The following is a 16,672-nucleotide window of genomic DNA, read 5'->3' on the forward strand; positions in this document are numbered from 1 at the left end:
GACGCCGGGAGAAGGGAACCGCGACCGGATCCTCCACCGGCCGCGGTTCTTGCCCTTATCGGCCGATCTTTTTCAGCACCTGCGGCAGTGCGTTTTCGAGGAGCGCCATATCCGCCTCCGGCCCGACGCTGATGCGAATGCAGCGATTGAGCGGCGCCACGCCAGGCATGCGGATGAAGACGCCATGCTCCATCAGCCCGTCGACGATCGCGCGGGCATAAACGCCGTCGCGTCCGGCGTCGATCGCCACGAAATTGGTCGCCGAGGGCAGGGGCTCGAGACCGTTCGCCCGGGCGATAGCGCCGATCCGCTCCCGCGCCGCATGGATTTTCCCGACCACCTCGACGAGATAGGCCTGGTCCTTGAGGGCGGCCAGCGCTGCTGCCGTCGCCAGCCGGTTCATGCCGAAATGATTGCGGATCTTGTCGAAGGCCTGCGCCGTGCCTGGCGTCGAGATCACATAGCCGATGCGTGCGCCGGCAAGTCCGTACGCCTTGGAGAAGGTGCGGGTGCGAACGACGTTCGGCAGCTCGATCAGCGAGGAGATCGACGGCAGCGACCCTGCCGGCCCCGTCTCGCTATAGGCCTCGTCGAGCACCATCAACGTCGTCTCGGGCAGCGCCCGGGCGAAAGCGACGATGCTCTCGGCATCCCACCAGCTTCCCATCGGATTGTCGGGATTGGCGAAATAGACGAGCGGCGCATTCTCCCGCTTGACGGCATCGAGCAGGCCGTCGAGGTCCTCGCGGTCGTTGGCGTAGGGAACGGTCACCAGCCGGCCGCCGAAACCGGCGACGTGGAAATTGAAGGTCGGATAGGCGCCGAGCGAGGTGACGACGGGCGCGCCCGGTTCGATCACCAGCCGGACGATCTGGCCGAGCAATTCGTCGATGCCGCTGCCGATGGCAATGTTGGCGGCCGAGACGCCGAGATGGGCGGCAAGCGCTTCCCTGAGCGCGAAATTCTCCGGATCATTGTATTTCCAGATATTGCCGGCCTCTTCGCGCATCGCGGCAAACACGGAAGCGGCTGGGCCGAAGCCGTTCTCATTGGCGCCGATGCGTGCCGAAACGGCAAGTCCGCGCTGGCGTTCGATCGCCTCGGGGCCGACAAAGGGAACTGTGGAGGGCAGGGCGCTGGCAAGGGGGGTGAAGCGCGAAAAGGCGGACATGCGAAAGCGGGTTCCCGAGCATATTGACAATTGACGAAACAATAGGCCCGGGCACGGCCAACGCAAGCAAGATTATTTCTGCAACAAGCCTGTTATGGGACGGTTCACGCCCTGAAGATCGGCGCACGTCGGGCGGCGATCGCTTCCATGTTGCCGACGAGGAAATCGGTGCGCACGACGCGGCGCAGAACCTCGGGGTCCATGATGTTGATGAACCGGACGCCGATGCGTTCCTTGTGGCGATAGACCTCGGCGCAGCCGATGCGATAGGCGAGGCCGAGAATGTTGAGATAATAATGCTTGGGCAGGCCGGCCGTGGTCGAGACGATGAAGGTGGCGCCGCCTTGGGATATATCGATGATCTCGGCGCTTCGCATCGAGACGCCCGTCAGGCACGGCCGGACGGCGACGATGCGGGCTGGCCGTTTGACGATGAATTCTTCCCAGCGCTGGTCGTAGACGGCGGACTTGACCGTGGCAAGGTGTGTAGCGCGGAGCATAGTCATTCACATTCTCCGTCAGTCAGGACACATTGGGGGTTTATCTCAATCAAGCTGACCTTGATCTCATTCAGGCTGGCTTGATCGAGCAACTGGTCTTGATCCCAACCAAGGTCACATGAATGTTTTGCACATTCGTCAAATATAAAATTACAATTTTAACGAGTTCAAACTTTGTTCCCAAGCGGGACGCCTTCATGTTCATTATCGGGACGCGGTTTTCCGGTTTCAACCCAGAAATCTGACGGCAAGATATCCGCCGGCGGCGGTCAGCGCCGTCAGAGCCGTGCCCCAGGCCATGTCGACCAGGCTCATGACGACTGGCCAGTTGCGAAGCGTGGCAAGATTGGTGATGTCATAGGTGCCATAGGCCGCCAGTCCCAGAATGGCACCGTGGAGAAATGCGGTGACGATCGAGCCTGCCGACAGAGCCGGCAGCACGGCGAGCACGACCACTGCCGCGGCAAAGAGCAGGTAGAACAGGGCGGCGATCGCAAGATTGGGCGAGGGCAGCATCAGCGCGCCCAGCTGGTCGCGATAAAAATTGCGAGCGATGAGGCCGAGCCAGATTCCGTCGCAGACGAGAAGGGTGAGAACGGCGCCGGCATAGGCGAGCAGTGATGTCTTCATCGTCAGTCTCCCGAACTTGTCCCTTTTTACGCAGCAAAGCCCGGCCGGATCGCTGCCCGTTCGATTTCGGTGCAATTTTCCCGAACTCTTTCAATAGCCAGGCGTTCTGCCTTGATCGATGAAGCATGGCGCGCTTCGAATGACGACAGTGAGGAATTGAAGATGACTGATGTCAAAGTCCCTTGGAAATCATGGGTCGTGGTCTGCAATGGAGCCAAGGCTCTGATCATGCAGAATGCCGGCGATGCCCAACTGATGAACCTGAAGGTGCTGGAAACCCTGACGCAGCCGAGCGCGCCCGATCGCGAGATTGGCGCCGATAAGCCCGGCCGCAGCCATGCCGCCAACGGCTTCAGCGGCAGCGCCGTCGAGGAGACCAACTGGCAGGATCAGGCCGAAGCCCAGTTTCTGAAACAACTGGCCGAAAGGCTGGACGAATTGGCGCAGGAAAAGGATGCCCGCCGCATCATCCTCGTTGCGCCGCCGAAGGCGCTCGGCGCGTTGCGGCCGGCCCTCAGCGCCGATACGCAGGCAGCGATCTCCGCGGAATTGGCGAAGGACTATACCAATATGCCGGTCGACGAGATCGAGCGGCATCTCGCGGCCTGAGCCCGTTCGCAGTAAACTGAGGAAACGCGGGTCGAGAGGCCCGCGTTTTCGCGTCATACCAACGGCATCCGCCCAGCAAACAGCTCTTCACGATCGGCAAAGAGCGCCGCCAGGCGGTCGATGACGATCCTGACCTCCGGCCGTTGCCGCTCGTCATCATGCGCAACAATCCACATCTCATACGTCAGCTCGTCGATCACAGGCCCGGCGCGGACGAGCCTGCGCTCGTGATCGCCGATAAAACAGGGAAGCACGCCACGGCCGGCACCGCCGCGGATCAGGTGAAACAGCATATGCGGCGTGTTCGTCCAGCTGGTGATCCAGTAATCCGGCTGTTCGAAAGTCCATTTGTCGGCCGGCGTGATGGCGGTATCGGTGCCGAGCGAGATCCAGTTGCAATTGGCCTCGTCATAATCTGCCGCCTGATAGGCCGCATGTGCCACCTTGACCGAACGGCGGATCGCGACGTTGCCGCTCTCCGGCCGGCTGTGGCCAACGGCGATATGCGCTTGCCGATAGGTGAAATCGACACTCGCATCTGAGGTTTTGTAGCACATGCGGAAGCTGTCCTTCGGCGTCCAGACGCTGGCCAGATGATCGGCGATGAAGCGCAAGGTCCAGCTGTCGGCGGCCGTCGAGACGATCGGTAGTGTCAGCACCTCACCGCGCCAGTCCGAGATCGCACGCGCGGCATCCTGCATCAGCCGGACGCGATCGAGCAGTTCCTGCCCATCCTTGGCGAGCAGATAACCGGTGGGGCCGCGGCTGAACAGCGAGCGGCCCGTCACCCGTTCGAGCGCCAGCATGCGCCGGCCGATGGTCGGGGCGCTGAGCCCGGTGCGCTGAGCCGCCGCCGAAAGCCCGCCGCCGGTCGCGACATGGAAGAAAAGCTGCAGGTCGTCCCAGCTGGCATCTTTCATGGATGAAAACCCCCTTTCCCCCACGCCTCTACATCGGATGGGCGCGAAGGCTTAGCTCAAGTGCACGAGCCAATAGATGGAGGACGAAGCAATGGATCTCAACTGGGTTACTCTCTTTAAGGAAGTCGAAACCCGCAATCGCCGGATCCGCCGCGATCGCTTTGCCGATCCGCTTGATAGGCCGGAATGGCGCGGATTTCTCTGGGTCGTTCCGATCATCGCGCGTCTCGCTGCACGGCCGGGCGCCGAAACAAAGGCGATGCGCCGCGATGCTTCGCGGATCGCCAAAGGCCTCAGCTTTCGAAACTCAGCCGCAGCACGTGGTGCAGGAATTCCGGATTGAGCAGCATGTTGAAGCTGATCGTCACCAATTCGCCTTCGCGCTTGACGACGGTCGAGCCGATCTCGTCATGGATGCCGAGGATTTCGAGGAAGAAATGGCTCGGCATTTCCAGGTTGGGGCTGACTTCGAGCAGGGCGCCGGCGAGCGTGATCGTGCGGATCAGGCAGCGCACCTGCGTTCCGGTGCTGAGATGATGGCCGACGAAGATGATGTTGCCCGGCCTGTCGAGATTGAATTCCCTGTAAGCACGTTCCGGCTTGGGGTGTTCTGTGTCGAGGTGCATCTGAAAGGCCCTTTTAGCCTCCGCTGGTATAGGACAGGATATTAGCTTAGGAATGCTGACACTTGCTGAAGAACATCGTTAGAATTGAATGCGTCGGTGAAATCTGCGGGAAAATCGCACCGATTTCGGGCAGGTTTGCTCCAAATTTGCTCATTTCCCAGCGCGTATGCGCCATTCTTGACATGCCTGCGTCCTTGCCGCATACAAGGGTCGGTTCGAGGCACCGGCCGCTCGCGGATGAAAATCCATGGTGAAGCCCTCGCGATCATGGTCACGGCCCCTTGTGCATGCTGACTGGCGGCAATGTGAGCTCCCATCCGCAGTCGAAGAGCATGCCTTGTGAAGGCTCACTCCATGACGACCTATCCTGCCATCGAAGAATTGAAGGCTCAGGCCAAGCGTCTGCGCCAGGCGATGAACGATCGCGGCACTCCGCTGACCCACAGTGCGGCGCTGGAAATGATCGCCCGCCAGCACGGCGTGCGCGACTGGAACACGCTCGCGGCCCTTGCGGCAAAGCCCAATGCCGCTCCAAAGGCGCCGCTTTTCATCGGCGCGCATATTCGCGGCCGTTATCTCAACCAGCCGTTCACCGGCGAGGTTCTGGCGCTTTCGGCCCTGCCAGGCGGCGATCTCCACAGGATCACCATCCATTTCGACGAGCCGGTGGATGTCGTCACCTTCGAGAGCTTCTCGGCCTTTCGCCGGCGCGTGAACGCGCAGATCGGTGCCGACGGCGTGTCGCCGAGAAAGACCTCGAACGGTCTGCCGCATCTGGTGCTCGACCTGTAAGTTGCTTCTCTTTTTCTTTTGAGGCGAATCCGCATGGTTACAAGCCGGGCTCGGGACTCGCCGATATGACACGGATTTCTCCATGACCGATCTTTCCCAAGGCAATGCCTTCCTCACCGGCTGGCTGCCGGGCGTCTTCATCAAGACGGCGGCGCCGATCGTCGCGATCACCACCGTCAACGGCCTGTTCACCGTCATCGACGCCTATTTCCTCGGTGCCTATGTCGGCCCGGACGCGCTCTCTGCCGTCAGCCTGATTTTCCCGGGGCTGATGCTGCTGATCGCCCTGCAATCGCTCGTCTCGAACGGCATGGCAAGCATCCTCGCCCGCCGGCTGGGTGCCGGCAATCGCGATGGTGCGCGTCGGGTCTTTGCCGGCGCGCATGCGCTGGCGCTCGCCGTTACCCTTATCCTCAATTTGGTCTACTGGACGGTGGGCCGGCAGATCATCGGTGCCGGTGCTGCCGGCAATTCCGCCGTAACCGATGGCGCAACGCTGTTCATGGGCGCGATGATCGCCTGTGCGCCGGTCAGCTTCTTTCTGTCGCTGCATCTCGACGGATTGCGCTGCGAAGGCAAGATCGGCTTCATGACGCTGGTGACGCTGTCGGCCTCGCTGCTCAACATCTTCGCCAACTGGCTGTTCATGGCGGTGATGCATTGGGGCGTGCTCGGTTCGGCAGCCGGCTCCATCGCCTCGCAATTCGTCTGTCTTGCAGCCGTGCTCGCCTACCGCTGGCGTCGGCCCACGGCACTCAGGCCGTCCTCTGGAGCAGCACTTGCCGAATGGCGTGGCATCGTCGCCTTCGGCGCGCCGATGAGCTTCGGCTTCATCGGCATATCGCTGGCCGCGGCCGCCATTCTGATCAATGTCTCGCTCTGGAGCGTGGCAGATCATGTCGCCACGATTGCCGCCTACGGCATCATCACCCGGATCATGACCTTCACCTATCTGCCGCTGCTTGGCCTCAGCATCGCCCTGCAGACGATCGCCGGCAACAATCACGGTGCCGGCCTCGGGCTTCGCGTCGGCCGCAGCCTGCAGATCGCCATGCTCGCAGCACTCGTCTATTGCACTTTGGTGGAGGTTACCGTCGAGTTGCTGGCTGGCCGCCTTGGCGCCGTCTTCGTCGCCGATCCCGCCATAACAGCCGAGGTCAGGCGAATTCTGCCCTGGACGATCGCCGCCTATTTTCTCTTTGGGCAGATGCTGATCCTGTCGTCCTATTTCCAATCGATCGGCGATGCGCCGCGCGCCGCGATCTTCGGCCTGTCGCGGCCCTATCTGCTGACCCTGCCGCTCACCTTCCTGCTTCCCTTCATCTTCGGCGAGCAGGGAATCTGGATGGTGCCGGTCTTTGCCGAGGCAGGCATGGTCATCCTTGCCGTCCTGGTGCTGTCGCAGAACGCCAAACGCCGCCGTTGGCGCTATGGGCTTCTGCCCGCCTGATACGGCAAAGCCGTGCCGCCTCGTGAATTGACCCCCGAAGGTTAACATCAACCCTCGGGGTCAGTTCACTGGCGGCTCTATCTGATACCGTCATTCATTGGCGCTCGAAGCGGCCGATGTCGCAGCTTCCGCCTCGTTCAACGCCTCGGCGCATTCCTGGCAGCAGACCTCGACAGTCTTGCCCCCGAGCTTGACGGTGATGGTTTCCGCACCGAGTTCGCAGTCGCAGGCAGCGCATGTGGTCTTCTTCATCTGGTGATCCTCCGGTTATCGTCCCCAGATCGGGACAGGCTCATAAGATCATCGAAGACCGCATCGCCGCTGTCGAAATCTTTAGCGATTTACGGAGGCTTTTACCTCAGCCGTAGCTGCGCCGAGCGCTGGAATTCGGCCGGAGTCTGCCCGAAGGACTGCTTGAAGGACGCGCTGAAATGGCTGTGGCTGGAAAAGCCGAGATCGAGACCGAGCGCCGTCAGATCCTCATACTGGCCGAGCAGATCGAGCGCCCGGGCAAGCCGCAGCCGCAACTGGTAGCGATAAAGCGGTGTGGCCTCGACCTGCTGGAAGACCTGGGTGAGATAAACCGGCGACACGCCGACTTCCGAGGCGATTTCCGCAAGCGTCCAGCGTCGTGCGAGATCGGAGGAGAGCACCAGCTTGGCCCGGTCGACAAGTTTCTGCCGGCCGGCGCTGGCGCCCGCTGCGTGCGATGTACGCTCGCCGAGCGAGCGGCGCACCAGCGTCAGCGCCAGTATCTCCGCCTCCAGCGTTTCGGCGACGTTGCGGCGCAGACCATGACGCAGCAGCGCGACCAGCGCCTGCGCCCGCGGATCGATCCGCCGGCGCTGACGGCGGAAGGAAAAGGCCTGGCCGGGCTGCACCTGATCCTTCGGCGTGAGTTCTTCGAGCATGGATTCGTCGATCGCCAGATCGATGCAAGCATCGCCGCCCTCGATGGGGTGGCTGATCCGATATCCCTGGCCGGCATTGAAGAACACGACCTGATTGGCTTCGGCCACCGTGTCGTTGCGGCCGACATGCCGCATGAATACGCCGCGATAGGGATAGACGAGGCTCGTCCTATGGGCGCATTCTTCGTCGCTCTTGTGGCGGCATTCGCCATTGCAGACGATGTCACGAATGGTGACCGTCTTCGTTTTCAGGAGCGGTGCTGTTGAAAACTGCGACATGGCATGTTCCGGGTCAGACAGGCCGCCCGACGAGGCGACCACTGCATAATTCCCTAAATCGGAATCGATTTAAAGAATTATGCAGCAATCCAAAATGCTGCAGCGTCCTCTGCGCGTCTGAAAAGACGCGCGGCGCTGCGGGGCACAATATCACGCTCAAGTTTCAGTAGCGACTGTAGACATGGACGTCGCTTTCGGTCTGCCCCCTGGAAAGGCCGATATCCTTCAGTTGCTCGTCGGACAGCTCCATCAGCGCATTGCAGTTGCGCCGTTCGTTCATTTTGCGCGCCAGCCAGTGTGCTGCGGTGGCTATGGCAAGGAACAGGCCGGGCCGCATATTGCGGGCCGAGATTGTGGAATTAGAGCTATGCATGGTGATCCTCCATCCGTGTTTGGATGGAGGCAGTGAACCATCAGCGGCGATTTTGCGCTGTCAGATTATTTAGCGATCTGAGACAGCCCTCACGCCTTCATCAGCCACTCATGTTCGGCAGCATTGTGGAACTTCCAGATCCGCTTCGGTCCGGCCATGACGTTGAGATAATAGAGATCATAGCCATGGCAGGCGGCGCAGGGGTGATAGCCCTTCGGCACCAACGTCACGTCACCGTCCTCGATCGCCATTGCCTCGTCGAGCGAGCGATCGTCGGTGTAGACGCGCTGGAAGCCGAAGCCCTGCGGCGGATTGAGGCGATGGTAATAGGTCTCTTCCAGGAAGCTCTCGTTCGGCAGGTCGTCCTGGTCGTGCTTGTGCGGCGGATAGGAGGAGGTGTGCCCGCCCGGCGTGATCACCTCGACGACCAGCAGCGAATGGGCCGAGCTGTCGTCTTCCGGCATGATATTGTTGACGTAGCGCACATTCGTGCCCTTGCCGCGCGTTACCTGCGGATGCGTGCCGGGCGGGATGGCCTTTGCCGGATAGGTGCCGCCGCCGGGCGCCGAGCAGACGGCAAGCTCCAGATCGGTCTCCGCCGTCACCGACCATGTCGATTCCATCGGGATATAGAGCGCATGCGGGGCGCCTTCGAACGGGCTCATGCGGCCGCCGAGCGTGCCGAAATCCCTGGTGCCGGCCGATGCCTTGCCCTTGCCGGTCACCCAGACGAGGCAGACTTCGCGATCGCCCGTCTCTCCCGAAACGGTCTCGCCCGGCTTCAGCCGATGCAGATCGAAGCCGACATAGGTCCAGCCGGCATTTTCCGGGGTGACGTGCGTGACGCGGCCATGCGTGCCGGACGGTTTCACCTTGAGGTTTGGCATTGGTGTTTCTCCTCGTAAATTGGCGGATGCGGCCTCCCTCATCCGGCTGCCGCCACCTTCTCCCCGAGAGGAGAAGGGACATGCCTCGCCGTTTCCATTCCCCCTTCTCCCCGGTGGGGAGAAGGTGCCCGGAGGGGAGGGGTCTTTCGTTCTGTTATCCCTTTGGAAAACCTTCCGTTTCCACGGTATAACCCGCGGCCGTCATGACGCGCATCAATTCGGCATGGCCGATCTCGGCCATTTTCTGCGGCGGTGCCTTGCGTGGATCCTGTTCGGCCTCGACGACGAACCAGCCTTCATAGCCGTGGTCGGCCAGCCGCTGGACGATGGCGCCGAAATCGAGCGAGCCGTCGCCGGGCACCGTGAAAGCGCCGAGCGCCACCGCATCGAGGAAGGACTGCCGGCTGCGGTCCAGCCCATCGACCACGGGCTTGCGGATGTCCTTGACGTGAACATGGTTGATGCGGGCGTGGTGGTTTTCGATGGCGCGCAGCACGTCGCCGCCGGCAAAGGCGAGATGCCCGGCATCGAGCAGCAGCGGAATGCCTTCACCCGAAGAGCGCATGAAGGCGTCGAGTTCCGGCTCGGTTTCGACCACGGCAGCCATGTGGTGATGATAGGAAAGCGGCATGCCCTGCTCGGCGCACCATTCCCCGAATTCCGTGACGCGTCGGGCATAGGCCTTCATCTCGTCATCGGAGAGGCGCGGCTTGGTTGCGAGCGGCTTCGAGCGATCGCCCTGGATGGAGCGGCCGACTTCGCCATAAACGATGCAAGGCGCATTGACCGCCTTGAACAGCGCAATCATCGGCGCGATGCGGTCCTTGTTGGCAGCAAGCTCCTCATTGACAAGCGTGCCGGAAAACCAGCCGCCGCACAGCGTCACGTCGGCGGCGCGCAGGATGGGAAGCATCTCTTCCGGATTGCTGGGGAAGCGGCGACCTTGTTCCATGCCGGTGAAACCGGCGCTGCGCGATTGCCGCAGGCATTCCTCGAGGGACACATCGTCGCTGAGCTCAGGAAGATCGTCGTTCCACCACGCGATGGGCGACATGCCGAGTTTGGCCTTCATCAACATTCTCCTTAAAAGCATTGCGGAAGAGCCGGGACGCTCCTCCGAAAAATGGTGGCACGACAGCGCCGCGCGCCTTTCCAGACGCGCAAAGGACGCTGTAGCACCTCGAATTGCTGCATAATTTTGTCCTTAAATCGATGCCGATTGAAGGAATTATGCAGTCGGTCAGCCGATGCGTTGGGCGGCGCGTGCTTCGACATAGCCCTTGCGCGCTTCGTTGACCTGTTCGCGAGGACTGACCTCAGGCACCACGACATCCCACCAATGGCCGCCGGCTTCGGTGGTAATGAGCGGATCGGTGTCGATGAGGAAGACCGAGGTGCGGTCGTTCTTCTTCGAATCGATGATCGCCTGCTCGAGTTCCGCGATGGAGCCGACCTTGACGGCGATGGCGCCCATGCTTTCGGCATGCGCGCGGAAATCGATCTCCGGCATCACCTCGTGATAGGAGTCCTTCAGCAGATTGTTGAAGTTGGCGCCGCCGGTGCCCATCTGCAAACGGTTGATGCAGCCGTAACCGCGATTGTCGAGCACGACGATGTTGAGCTTGAGGCCGAGCATGACCGACGTCGCGATCTCGGAATTCATCATCATGTAGGAGCCGTCGCCGACCATGACGACGACATCCCGTTCGGGATGCGCCATCTTGGCGCCGAGACCGCCGGCAATCTCATAGCCCATGCAGGAGAAGCCGTATTCCATATGATAGCTGCCAGGCGCGGTCGCCGGCCAGAGCTTGTGCAATTCGCCGGGAAGGCCGCCTGCAGCGCAAAGAACCGTCGTATTCTCGCCGCCGATCGTGCGTGCCACCGCGCCGATCACCTGCGCATCGGAGGGCAGGGCGGCATTGCTCGTGGCCATCGCCCTGGCCGCAGCCTCCATCCAGACCTTCTTCTCCGCGGCCGCCTTCTCCGCGAGTGCTGCCGGCGCCTTCCAGCCGGAAAGCCCTGCCGAAAGCGCCTTCAGCCCTTCGCGGGCATCGGCCACCAGCGGATGGCTATCGTGCTTCACCGCGTCATAGGCGGCGATATTGAGGCCGACCATCTTGAGGCTGTCGTTCTTGAACAGCGCCCAGGAGCCGGTGGTGAAATCCTGGCAGCGGGTGCCGACGGCGATGACGAGGTCCGTCTCTTCCGCGATCGCATTTGCCGCCGAGGTGCCGGTGACGCCGACCGAGCCGAGCGCCAGCGGATGGGTCTCGTTGATCGACGACTTGCCGGCCTGGGTGACGACGACGGGAAGGCCGTGGGCTTCGGCAAAAGCGGCAAGCTCCTTCGTCGCCTGCGAATAAAGCACGCCGCCGCCGGCAACGATCACCGGCTTGCGCGACGCCTTGATCAGCGCAATGGCATTTGCCAGCTCGTCCGCATCCGGCTGCGGCCGGCGGGTTGTCCAGACCTTTTCATCGAACAGGCTTTCCGGATAATCATAGGCTTCCGCCTGAACGTCCTGGCAGAGCGACAATGTCACCGGGCCGCAATCCAGGGGGTCGGTCAGGACCTGCATGGCGCGCTTCAGCGCCGTGATGATCTGCTCGGGCCGGGTGATGCGGTCGAAATAGCGCGAAACCGGACGGAAGGCATCATTGGCCGAAACCGTGCCATCGCCGAAATCCTCGATCTGCTGCAGCACCGGATCCGGCGCACGGTTGGCAAAGACGTCGCCCGGCAGGAAGAGAACGGGAATACGATTGACATGCGCGACGCCCGCGGCCGTCACCATGTTCAGTGCGCCGGGGCCGATCGAGGTCGTGCAGGCCATGAAGCGCGTGCGGAAATTCGCCTTGGCATAGGCGATCGCGGCATGCGCCATACCCTGTTCGTTGTGGGCGCGATAGGTCGTCAATTCGCCGCGCACCTGATAGAGCGCCTCGCCGATGCCGGCGACGTTGCCGTGACCGAAGATCGCCCAGACGCCGCCGAAGATCTGCACCTTCTTGCCGTCGACGATCGTCATCTGCTTCTTGAGGAAATGCGCGACGGCCTGCGCCATCGTCAACCGTATCGTCTTGCCCATCGGGTCCTCCCGCAATCTTTCTTTCACGTTTTTTCCTTCCCCAACCCTCCCCACAAGGGGAGGGGTTAACCTGGCGGGCTCTCACCATTCTCGCCGCAGGATCTCGTCCAAAAGAACGTTCGCTCATGGCGTGAGGCGAGCCTCAAGTTAAGTCCCTCCCCCTTGCGGGGAGGGGTTGGGGAGGGTCTTAATTCTCAGTGACGCCCACGCGTCTTCAGCCACGCTTCGGTCAGTTGCCGGAAGCGGCCGGCCATGTCGGCGATCGCCTCCTCGTCGTTTATTTCGCCCGAAAGCCAGGCGCGCGCCGGATCGGCAAAGATCGTCCGGCCAACGGCGAAGCCCTTGACGGAGGGAGCCGCCAGCGTCGCCTCGAAGCAGGAGATCAGCTCGTCGGCGGGCGCCTCGAGGCCCAAGAGCACGATACCGCGGCACCATGGATCATTTTTGGCGATCACCGCATCGATTTTCTTCCAGGCTTGGCTCGATGCCTGCGGCTCGAGTTTCCACCAGTCCGGCTTGATGCCGAGCGCATAAAGCTCTTCCAGCGCGGTCGCGATCGTATCGTCGGTGAGCGGCCCGTTCTTGCCGGCGATGATCTCCACCAGCAACTCGCGCCCGACCTTGCGGGCGGCCTCGAACAGCGTGCGCAGTTTCTCCTGCTGCTCCGTCTTCAGGTCAGCCGGATCATCGGGATGATAGAAGCACAGGCACTTGATGCAATGACCGAGCGGCCATTCCACAAGCTGCGAGCCGATATCCTGGCTGAATTCGAAGCGCAGCGGCTTCGAGCCCGGCAATTCCACCGGTCGGCCGATCCAAGAGAAATTCTTCGTTGCCGCGTCGAAGAAGGCGTCGCGGCCGAAACGTTCGTCGATCAGCATGCCGTAGCCGTCGCGGCCGTTCGACACCCGCGCCGCCGCCGCGACCGCCAGCCGCTTGAAGGCGCCGATCTTCTCATGGCCGACGCCGAGCTCATCGGCGACGCTGACGAGCTGCGAGCGGTGGTCGATCGCCAGCGCCATCAGAAGCGGGACTTCGCCGCGCCGGGTCGAGGCCCAGTGGATATGGTTGATCGCCTCGTCCTTGCGCAGTGCCCGGTGTTTGCTGCCGTTCGTCAGGAAGAAGTCGAGTTCCGCCCAGGTCGGATATTCCGGCGAGCAGAGCAGGCGGGAAACGGCGAAGGCGCCGCAGGCATTGGCCCAGGTGGCGCACGTCTTCAGCGGCTCGTCGCGCAGGAAGCCGCGCAGGAAGCCGGACATGAAGGCATCGCCGGCACCGAGCACGTTGAAGACTTCGATCGGGAAACCCTGGCCGACGATGCCGGCCTCGAGATCGTCGGCGATCGGCCCGTCATAGACGATGCAGCCCATCGCGCCGCGCTTCAGTACGATCGTTGCCGGCGACAGGCGGCGAATCTCCTTCAGCGCACCGAGCACGTCGTCGGCGCCGGAAGCGATCAGGATTTCCTCTTCTGTCCCGACGATGAGGTCGCAGTCCGGCAGCGTCTCCTTCATCTTCGAGGAGACCCGGTCGGATTTCACGTAGCGCTCGAAGCCTTCCGCATGGCCGGCAAGTCCCCAGAGATTCGGCCGGTAATCGATGTCGAAGATTACCTTGCGGCCGTTCGCCTTGGCGATACGGATCGCCTTGCGCTGCGCGGCCTCGGTATTCGGCCGCGAGAAATGCGTGCCGGAAACGAGAACGGCGCGCGACGATCTGATGAAATTTTCGTCGATATCGCCTTCATCGAGCGCCATATCGGCGCAGTCCGATCGATAGAAGATCATCGGCGAGACGCCCTCGGCCTCGACCGCAAGCAGCACCAGCGCCGTCAGCCGCTCCTTGTCGGTGATGATACCGTCTGTGGCGACACCTTCGCGCGCCGACTGCTCGCGGATGAAGCGTCCCATCTGCTCGTCGCCGACGCGGGTGATGAGGCCGGATTTGAGGCCGAGCCGCGCCGTGCCGATGGCGATATTGGCCGGGCAGCCACCGACGGACTTGGCGAAGGAGGCGATATCCTCCAGCCGTGAACCGATCTGCTGACCGTAAAGATCGACCGAGGAACGGCCGATGGTGATCACATCAAGCGCCGGCTCCGGCTGCGAACCCGGATTCGATTGTACCATGATGTCCTCCCGCTAGATTTTGCGCGGCTTCCAGTGCCTGCGAATTTTCAATAATGAAACATTGGTTCCGATATTTTGTCAATTCGGAATGTTTATTCCATTTTGCCTTTTACAGGTTTTGACTGCTGCCGCTTGCGCCGCCGCTCGGCAATTGCAACCGGCAGTGCCATGGTGAGCGCCATTGAGGCCGAAAGCGAGCGGAAGCCGGCGAAATCGGCCTCCGCCACCTCGAACCAGTGCGTGGCACAGGCGGCAAGCGGCGAGAAAGCCGAATCGGTGATCGCGATAACGGGCACGCCGCGGTCGGCAAGTTCCTGGCTCTGGCTGAGGCTGTCGGCCGCATAGGGCGAGAAGCTCGCCGCGATCGCCGCATCCCTGGGTGTTGCAAACTGCACCATCTCCGGATCGACGCCGTTCGGCGAGGCGACGATCTGGTGGCGGATGTTGAGCTTGGAAAAAGCGTAGGTCATGTGCGCCGTCAGCGGGTAGGAGCGCCGTTTGGCGATCAGATAGATCGTCTCGGCGCCGGCAAGGATATTCACCGCTTTCGTGAAAGTATCGCTCTGCACTGTCGCCGCCAACCGGTTGACCGACTGGTTTGCCGCGGCAATGAAGCCGGAGAGCAGATTGGCGTCCTCATCGTCGCCGCTCGATTGCTCCAGCGTGACGAGCCGCTCTTCGTAACTCAGCGTCCGGTCGCGCAATCTTTCGCGAAAGATGCTCTGCAGGTCGGAAAAGCCTCCATACCCCAGATGATGCGCCAGGCGCACCAGCGTCGAGGGCTGGACGTCCGAGGCGGCCGCGATGCTCGCCGTCGTGCCGAAGGCGATTTCGTCGGGATTGCCGAGCGCGAAGGCTGCGACTTGAGCCAGCCGCTTCGGCATGTTCGCCTTGCGCTCGATGATGGTGCTGCGCAGGCTTTCAAAATCGCGCGGCACACGCGCGTGCCTCTTGGGATCGTTATCCATGCTTGCGGCTCACGAGATGAAACAAATATTCCATATTGTCGAACATAGACGATTTCAAACGACACGCCTAATTGTTTTTAATCGCCTGTAATTGAAGGCTTTTGGACAGTTGTGCGGGGAAGGGCGCGAGAAATGCCATGCGTAGGTCTCTTGTCAAAATGATCCAAATATTCCAAAAATCCGCGCGCAGCTCTGGAGGAGACGGAAATGAAGCCACTCGGCATCGGTTTGATCGGCACCGGTTATATGGGCAAATGCCATGCGCTGGCGTGGAATGCGGTGAAGACTGTGTTCGGCGATGTCGAGCGTCCGCGTCTCGTGCATCTGGCCGAAGCCAATGCCGGGCTTGCTGAGGCCCGTGCCGGTGAATTCGGCTTCGAGAAGGCGACGGCGGACTGGCGGGCGCTGATCGCCGACCCCGAGGTCGACGTCGTCTCCGTCACGACGCCCAATCAGTTCCACCCCGAGATGGCGATTGCAGCCCTCGAAGCCGGCAAGCATGTCTGGTGCGAAAAGCCGATGGCGCCGGCCTATGCCGATGCCGAGCGCATGCTGGAAACCGCAAAGCGGTCCGGCAAGGTCGCCGCCCTTGGTTACAATTACATCCAGAATCCCGTCATGCGGCATATCAGGACGCTGATCGGGGAGGGCGCCATCGGCACGGTCAACCACATCCGCGTCGAGATGGACGAGGACTTCATGGCCGATCCCGATGTCTTCTTTTATTGGAAGAGCGAGCTTTCCGCCGGCTACGGCGCCCTCGACGATTTCGCCGTGCATCCGCTATCGCTGCTTTGGTACCTCTTCGGCCATGTCGAGGCCGTCATAACGGATATGGTGAAACCCTATGCCGATCGCCCGCTGAGCGAAGGTGGTCGCCGTGCCGTCGAAAACCACGATGGCGCCAACGTGCTGATGCGGCTTGGCGGCGGCATCTCCGCCGTGTTGATGGCGAATCGCGCCGCCTGGGGCCGCAAGGGCCGTATCGCCCTGCAGATTTTCGGCTCGAAAGGCTCGATCGTCTACGACCAGGAGCGCATGAACGAATTCGAACTCTATCAGGCCGAGGGGCGCGGCTCGGAACAGGGCTTCCGCAAGATACTGGCGGCGCCCGCCCATCGGCCCTATGATCGCTTCATCCCGGCGCCCGGCCATGGCCTCGGCTTCAACGATCTGAAGATCATCGAATGCCGCGAGCTGATCCGGGCAATTTCAGGCGAGCCGTCGTCGATCGTGACATTCGAAGACGGTCTCAGGATAGAGAAGTCGGTGCATGCCATGGCACAGTCCTTCCACGAGCGCCGTTGGATCGAGATCGGCTGAATGTAAGAGGCCG

Annotated in this window: 18 protein-coding genes; 5 read left to right on the top strand and 13 right to left on the bottom strand. The window is 61.9% G+C overall.

The window, feature by feature from the left end; translation table 11 throughout:
* Nucleotides 1–55: 55 nt before the first annotated feature.
* The 3 genes from FHT79_RS19580 to FHT79_RS19590 all read right to left on the bottom strand — a co-directional run bounded on the left by FHT79_RS19580 (nucleotide 56) and on the right by FHT79_RS19590 (nucleotide 2,301).
* Complete coding sequence (locus FHT79_RS19580; protein WP_097595011.1) at nucleotides 56–1,171, bottom strand: pyridoxal phosphate-dependent aminotransferase; 1,116 nt, start codon at nucleotides 1,169–1,171, stop codon at nucleotides 56–58.
* Nucleotides 1,172–1,275: 104 nt separating this feature from the next.
* Complete coding sequence (locus FHT79_RS19585) at nucleotides 1,276–1,677, bottom strand: pilus assembly protein PilZ (RefSeq protein WP_028755924.1); 402 nt, start codon at nucleotides 1,675–1,677, stop codon at nucleotides 1,276–1,278.
* 222 nt (nucleotides 1,678–1,899) lie between these two features.
* Nucleotides 1,900–2,301 carry a DUF2177 family protein gene (locus FHT79_RS19590; RefSeq protein WP_028755925.1) on the bottom strand — a complete coding sequence of 134 codons (402 nt, stop codon included), beginning with the start codon at nucleotides 2,299–2,301 and terminating at the stop codon, nucleotides 1,900–1,902.
* Nucleotides 2,302–2,463: 162 nt separating this feature from the next.
* On the opposite strand from FHT79_RS19590, the gene FHT79_RS19595 reads away from it, so the two are divergent.
* The gene (locus FHT79_RS19595) at nucleotides 2,464–2,910 is read left to right on the top strand and encodes a host attachment family protein (RefSeq protein ID WP_028755926.1); all 447 of its coding nucleotides are present in this window, start codon (nucleotides 2,464–2,466) and stop codon (nucleotides 2,908–2,910) included.
* A gap of 53 nt (nucleotides 2,911–2,963) precedes the next feature.
* Here the strand turns inward: FHT79_RS19595 and FHT79_RS19600 are convergent, their stop codons facing one another.
* Nucleotides 2,964–3,830 (bottom strand): LysR family transcriptional regulator, encoded by an 867-nt coding sequence (locus FHT79_RS19600; RefSeq protein ID WP_028755927.1) that lies wholly within the window; start codon nucleotides 3,828–3,830, stop codon nucleotides 2,964–2,966.
* A 91-nt stretch (nucleotides 3,831–3,921) separates the two neighbouring features.
* Here FHT79_RS19600 and FHT79_RS32200 point away from each other — a divergent pair, with 91 nt between their 5' ends.
* Nucleotides 3,922–4,173 carry a hypothetical protein gene (locus tag FHT79_RS32200; RefSeq protein ID WP_097595012.1) on the top strand — a complete coding sequence of 84 codons (252 nt, stop codon included), beginning with the start codon at nucleotides 3,922–3,924 and terminating at the stop codon, nucleotides 4,171–4,173.
* Here FHT79_RS32200 and FHT79_RS19605 read toward each other — a convergent pair.
* Nucleotides 4,124–4,456 carry a hypothetical protein gene (locus FHT79_RS19605; RefSeq protein ID WP_028755928.1) on the bottom strand — a complete coding sequence of 111 codons (333 nt, stop codon included), beginning with the start codon at nucleotides 4,454–4,456 and terminating at the stop codon, nucleotides 4,124–4,126. The genes FHT79_RS32200 and FHT79_RS19605 overlap by 50 nt on opposite strands.
* A 354-nt stretch (nucleotides 4,457–4,810) precedes the next feature.
* Here FHT79_RS19605 and FHT79_RS19610 point away from each other — a divergent pair, with 354 nt between their 5' ends.
* Both FHT79_RS19610 and FHT79_RS19615 read left to right on the top strand, forming a co-directional pair.
* Nucleotides 4,811–5,248 (top strand): glyoxalase superfamily protein, encoded by a 438-nt coding sequence (locus FHT79_RS19610; RefSeq protein ID WP_028755929.1) that lies wholly within the window; start codon nucleotides 4,811–4,813, stop codon nucleotides 5,246–5,248.
* 82 nt (nucleotides 5,249–5,330) lie between these two features.
* On the top strand, nucleotides 5,331–6,698 hold the full coding sequence (locus FHT79_RS19615) for an MATE family efflux transporter (RefSeq protein ID WP_028755930.1): 1,368 nt from the start codon (nucleotides 5,331–5,333) through the stop codon (nucleotides 6,696–6,698).
* Between the two features lie 90 nt (nucleotides 6,699–6,788).
* Here FHT79_RS19615 and FHT79_RS19620 read toward each other — a convergent pair whose 3' ends face one another.
* From FHT79_RS19620 to FHT79_RS19655, 8 genes are all read right to left on the bottom strand, one after another.
* Nucleotides 6,789–6,950: a hypothetical protein gene (locus tag FHT79_RS19620; RefSeq protein ID WP_165932247.1), complete on the bottom strand. Its 162-nt coding sequence runs from the start codon at nucleotides 6,948–6,950 to the stop codon at nucleotides 6,789–6,791.
* Between the two features lie 101 nt (nucleotides 6,951–7,051).
* Complete coding sequence (locus tag FHT79_RS19625) at nucleotides 7,052–7,888, bottom strand: helix-turn-helix domain-containing protein (protein ID WP_028755931.1); 837 nt, start codon at nucleotides 7,886–7,888, stop codon at nucleotides 7,052–7,054.
* Between the two features lie 163 nt (nucleotides 7,889–8,051).
* Complete coding sequence (locus FHT79_RS19630; RefSeq protein ID WP_028755932.1) at nucleotides 8,052–8,261, bottom strand: DUF1127 domain-containing protein; 210 nt, start codon at nucleotides 8,259–8,261, stop codon at nucleotides 8,052–8,054.
* A gap of 89 nt (nucleotides 8,262–8,350) precedes the next feature.
* Nucleotides 8,351–9,148: a 5-deoxy-glucuronate isomerase gene (iolB, locus tag FHT79_RS19635; RefSeq protein ID WP_028755933.1), complete on the bottom strand. Its 798-nt coding sequence runs from the start codon at nucleotides 9,146–9,148 to the stop codon at nucleotides 8,351–8,353.
* A gap of 154 nt (nucleotides 9,149–9,302) precedes the next feature.
* The gene (gene iolE, locus FHT79_RS19640; RefSeq protein WP_028755934.1) at nucleotides 9,303–10,220 is read right to left on the bottom strand and encodes a myo-inosose-2 dehydratase; all 918 of its coding nucleotides are present in this window, start codon (nucleotides 10,218–10,220) and stop codon (nucleotides 9,303–9,305) included.
* A 168-nt stretch (nucleotides 10,221–10,388) separates the two neighbouring features.
* The gene (gene iolD, locus FHT79_RS19645; RefSeq protein WP_028758257.1) at nucleotides 10,389–12,239 is read right to left on the bottom strand and encodes a 3D-(3,5/4)-trihydroxycyclohexane-1,2-dione acylhydrolase (decyclizing); all 1,851 of its coding nucleotides are present in this window, start codon (nucleotides 12,237–12,239) and stop codon (nucleotides 10,389–10,391) included.
* A gap of 194 nt (nucleotides 12,240–12,433) precedes the next feature.
* Complete coding sequence (iolC, locus tag FHT79_RS19650; RefSeq protein WP_028758256.1) at nucleotides 12,434–14,368, bottom strand: 5-dehydro-2-deoxygluconokinase; 1,935 nt, start codon at nucleotides 14,366–14,368, stop codon at nucleotides 12,434–12,436.
* Between the two features lie 92 nt (nucleotides 14,369–14,460).
* The gene (locus FHT79_RS19655) at nucleotides 14,461–15,336 is read right to left on the bottom strand and encodes a MurR/RpiR family transcriptional regulator (RefSeq protein WP_028758255.1); all 876 of its coding nucleotides are present in this window, start codon (nucleotides 15,334–15,336) and stop codon (nucleotides 14,461–14,463) included.
* A 207-nt stretch (nucleotides 15,337–15,543) separates the two neighbouring features.
* Here FHT79_RS19655 and FHT79_RS19660 point away from each other — a divergent pair, with 207 nt between their 5' ends.
* Nucleotides 15,544–16,659 carry a Gfo/Idh/MocA family oxidoreductase gene (locus tag FHT79_RS19660; protein ID WP_028758254.1) on the top strand — a complete coding sequence of 372 codons (1,116 nt, stop codon included), beginning with the start codon at nucleotides 15,544–15,546 and terminating at the stop codon, nucleotides 16,657–16,659.
* Nucleotides 16,660–16,672 lie beyond the last annotated feature (13 nt).

Source organism: Rhizobium sp. BK212 (assembly GCF_014197475.1).
Taxonomy (GTDB): domain Bacteria; phylum Pseudomonadota; class Alphaproteobacteria; order Rhizobiales; family Rhizobiaceae; genus Rhizobium; species Rhizobium anhuiense.

What these genes read in the sequence shown, in the direction of transcription:
- FHT79_RS19625 (WP_028755931.1), bottom strand. Translation starts at nt 7,888, where the DNA reads ATGTCGCAGTTTTCAACAGCACCGCTCCTGAAAACGAAGACGGTCACC.
- FHT79_RS19605 (WP_028755928.1), bottom strand. Translation starts at nt 4,456, where the DNA reads ATGCACCTCGACACAGAACACCCCAAGCCGGAACGTGCTTACAGGGAA.
- iolB (WP_028755933.1), bottom strand. Translation starts at nt 9,148, where the DNA reads ATGCCAAACCTCAAGGTGAAACCGTCCGGCACGCATGGCCGCGTCACG.
- FHT79_RS19660 (WP_028758254.1), top strand. Translation starts at nt 15,544, where the DNA reads ATGAAGCCACTCGGCATCGGTTTGATCGGCACCGGTTATATGGGCAAA.
- FHT79_RS19600 (WP_028755927.1), bottom strand. Translation starts at nt 3,830, where the DNA reads ATGAAAGATGCCAGCTGGGACGACCTGCAGCTTTTCTTCCATGTCGCG.
- FHT79_RS19615 (WP_028755930.1), top strand. Translation starts at nt 5,331, where the DNA reads ATGACCGATCTTTCCCAAGGCAATGCCTTCCTCACCGGCTGGCTGCCG.
- FHT79_RS19655 (WP_028758255.1), bottom strand. Translation starts at nt 15,336, where the DNA reads ATGGATAACGATCCCAAGAGGCACGCGCGTGTGCCGCGCGATTTTGAA.
- FHT79_RS19620 (WP_165932247.1), bottom strand. Translation starts at nt 6,950, where the DNA reads ATGAAGAAGACCACATGCGCTGCCTGCGACTGCGAACTCGGTGCGGAA.
- FHT79_RS19585 (WP_028755924.1), bottom strand. Translation starts at nt 1,677, where the DNA reads ATGACTATGCTCCGCGCTACACACCTTGCCACGGTCAAGTCCGCCGTC.
- iolD (WP_028758257.1), bottom strand. Translation starts at nt 12,239, where the DNA reads ATGGGCAAGACGATACGGTTGACGATGGCGCAGGCCGTCGCGCATTTC.
- FHT79_RS19610 (WP_028755929.1), top strand. Translation starts at nt 4,811, where the DNA reads ATGACGACCTATCCTGCCATCGAAGAATTGAAGGCTCAGGCCAAGCGT.
- FHT79_RS19630 (WP_028755932.1), bottom strand. Translation starts at nt 8,261, where the DNA reads ATGCATAGCTCTAATTCCACAATCTCGGCCCGCAATATGCGGCCCGGC.
- FHT79_RS32200 (WP_097595012.1), top strand. Translation starts at nt 3,922, where the DNA reads ATGGATCTCAACTGGGTTACTCTCTTTAAGGAAGTCGAAACCCGCAAT.
- FHT79_RS19595 (WP_028755926.1), top strand. Translation starts at nt 2,464, where the DNA reads ATGACTGATGTCAAAGTCCCTTGGAAATCATGGGTCGTGGTCTGCAAT.
- FHT79_RS19580 (WP_097595011.1), bottom strand. Translation starts at nt 1,171, where the DNA reads ATGTCCGCCTTTTCGCGCTTCACCCCCCTTGCCAGCGCCCTGCCCTCC.
- iolC (WP_028758256.1), bottom strand. Translation starts at nt 14,368, where the DNA reads ATGGTACAATCGAATCCGGGTTCGCAGCCGGAGCCGGCGCTTGATGTG.
- iolE (WP_028755934.1), bottom strand. Translation starts at nt 10,220, where the DNA reads ATGAAGGCCAAACTCGGCATGTCGCCCATCGCGTGGTGGAACGACGAT.
- FHT79_RS19590 (WP_028755925.1), bottom strand. Translation starts at nt 2,301, where the DNA reads ATGAAGACATCACTGCTCGCCTATGCCGGCGCCGTTCTCACCCTTCTC.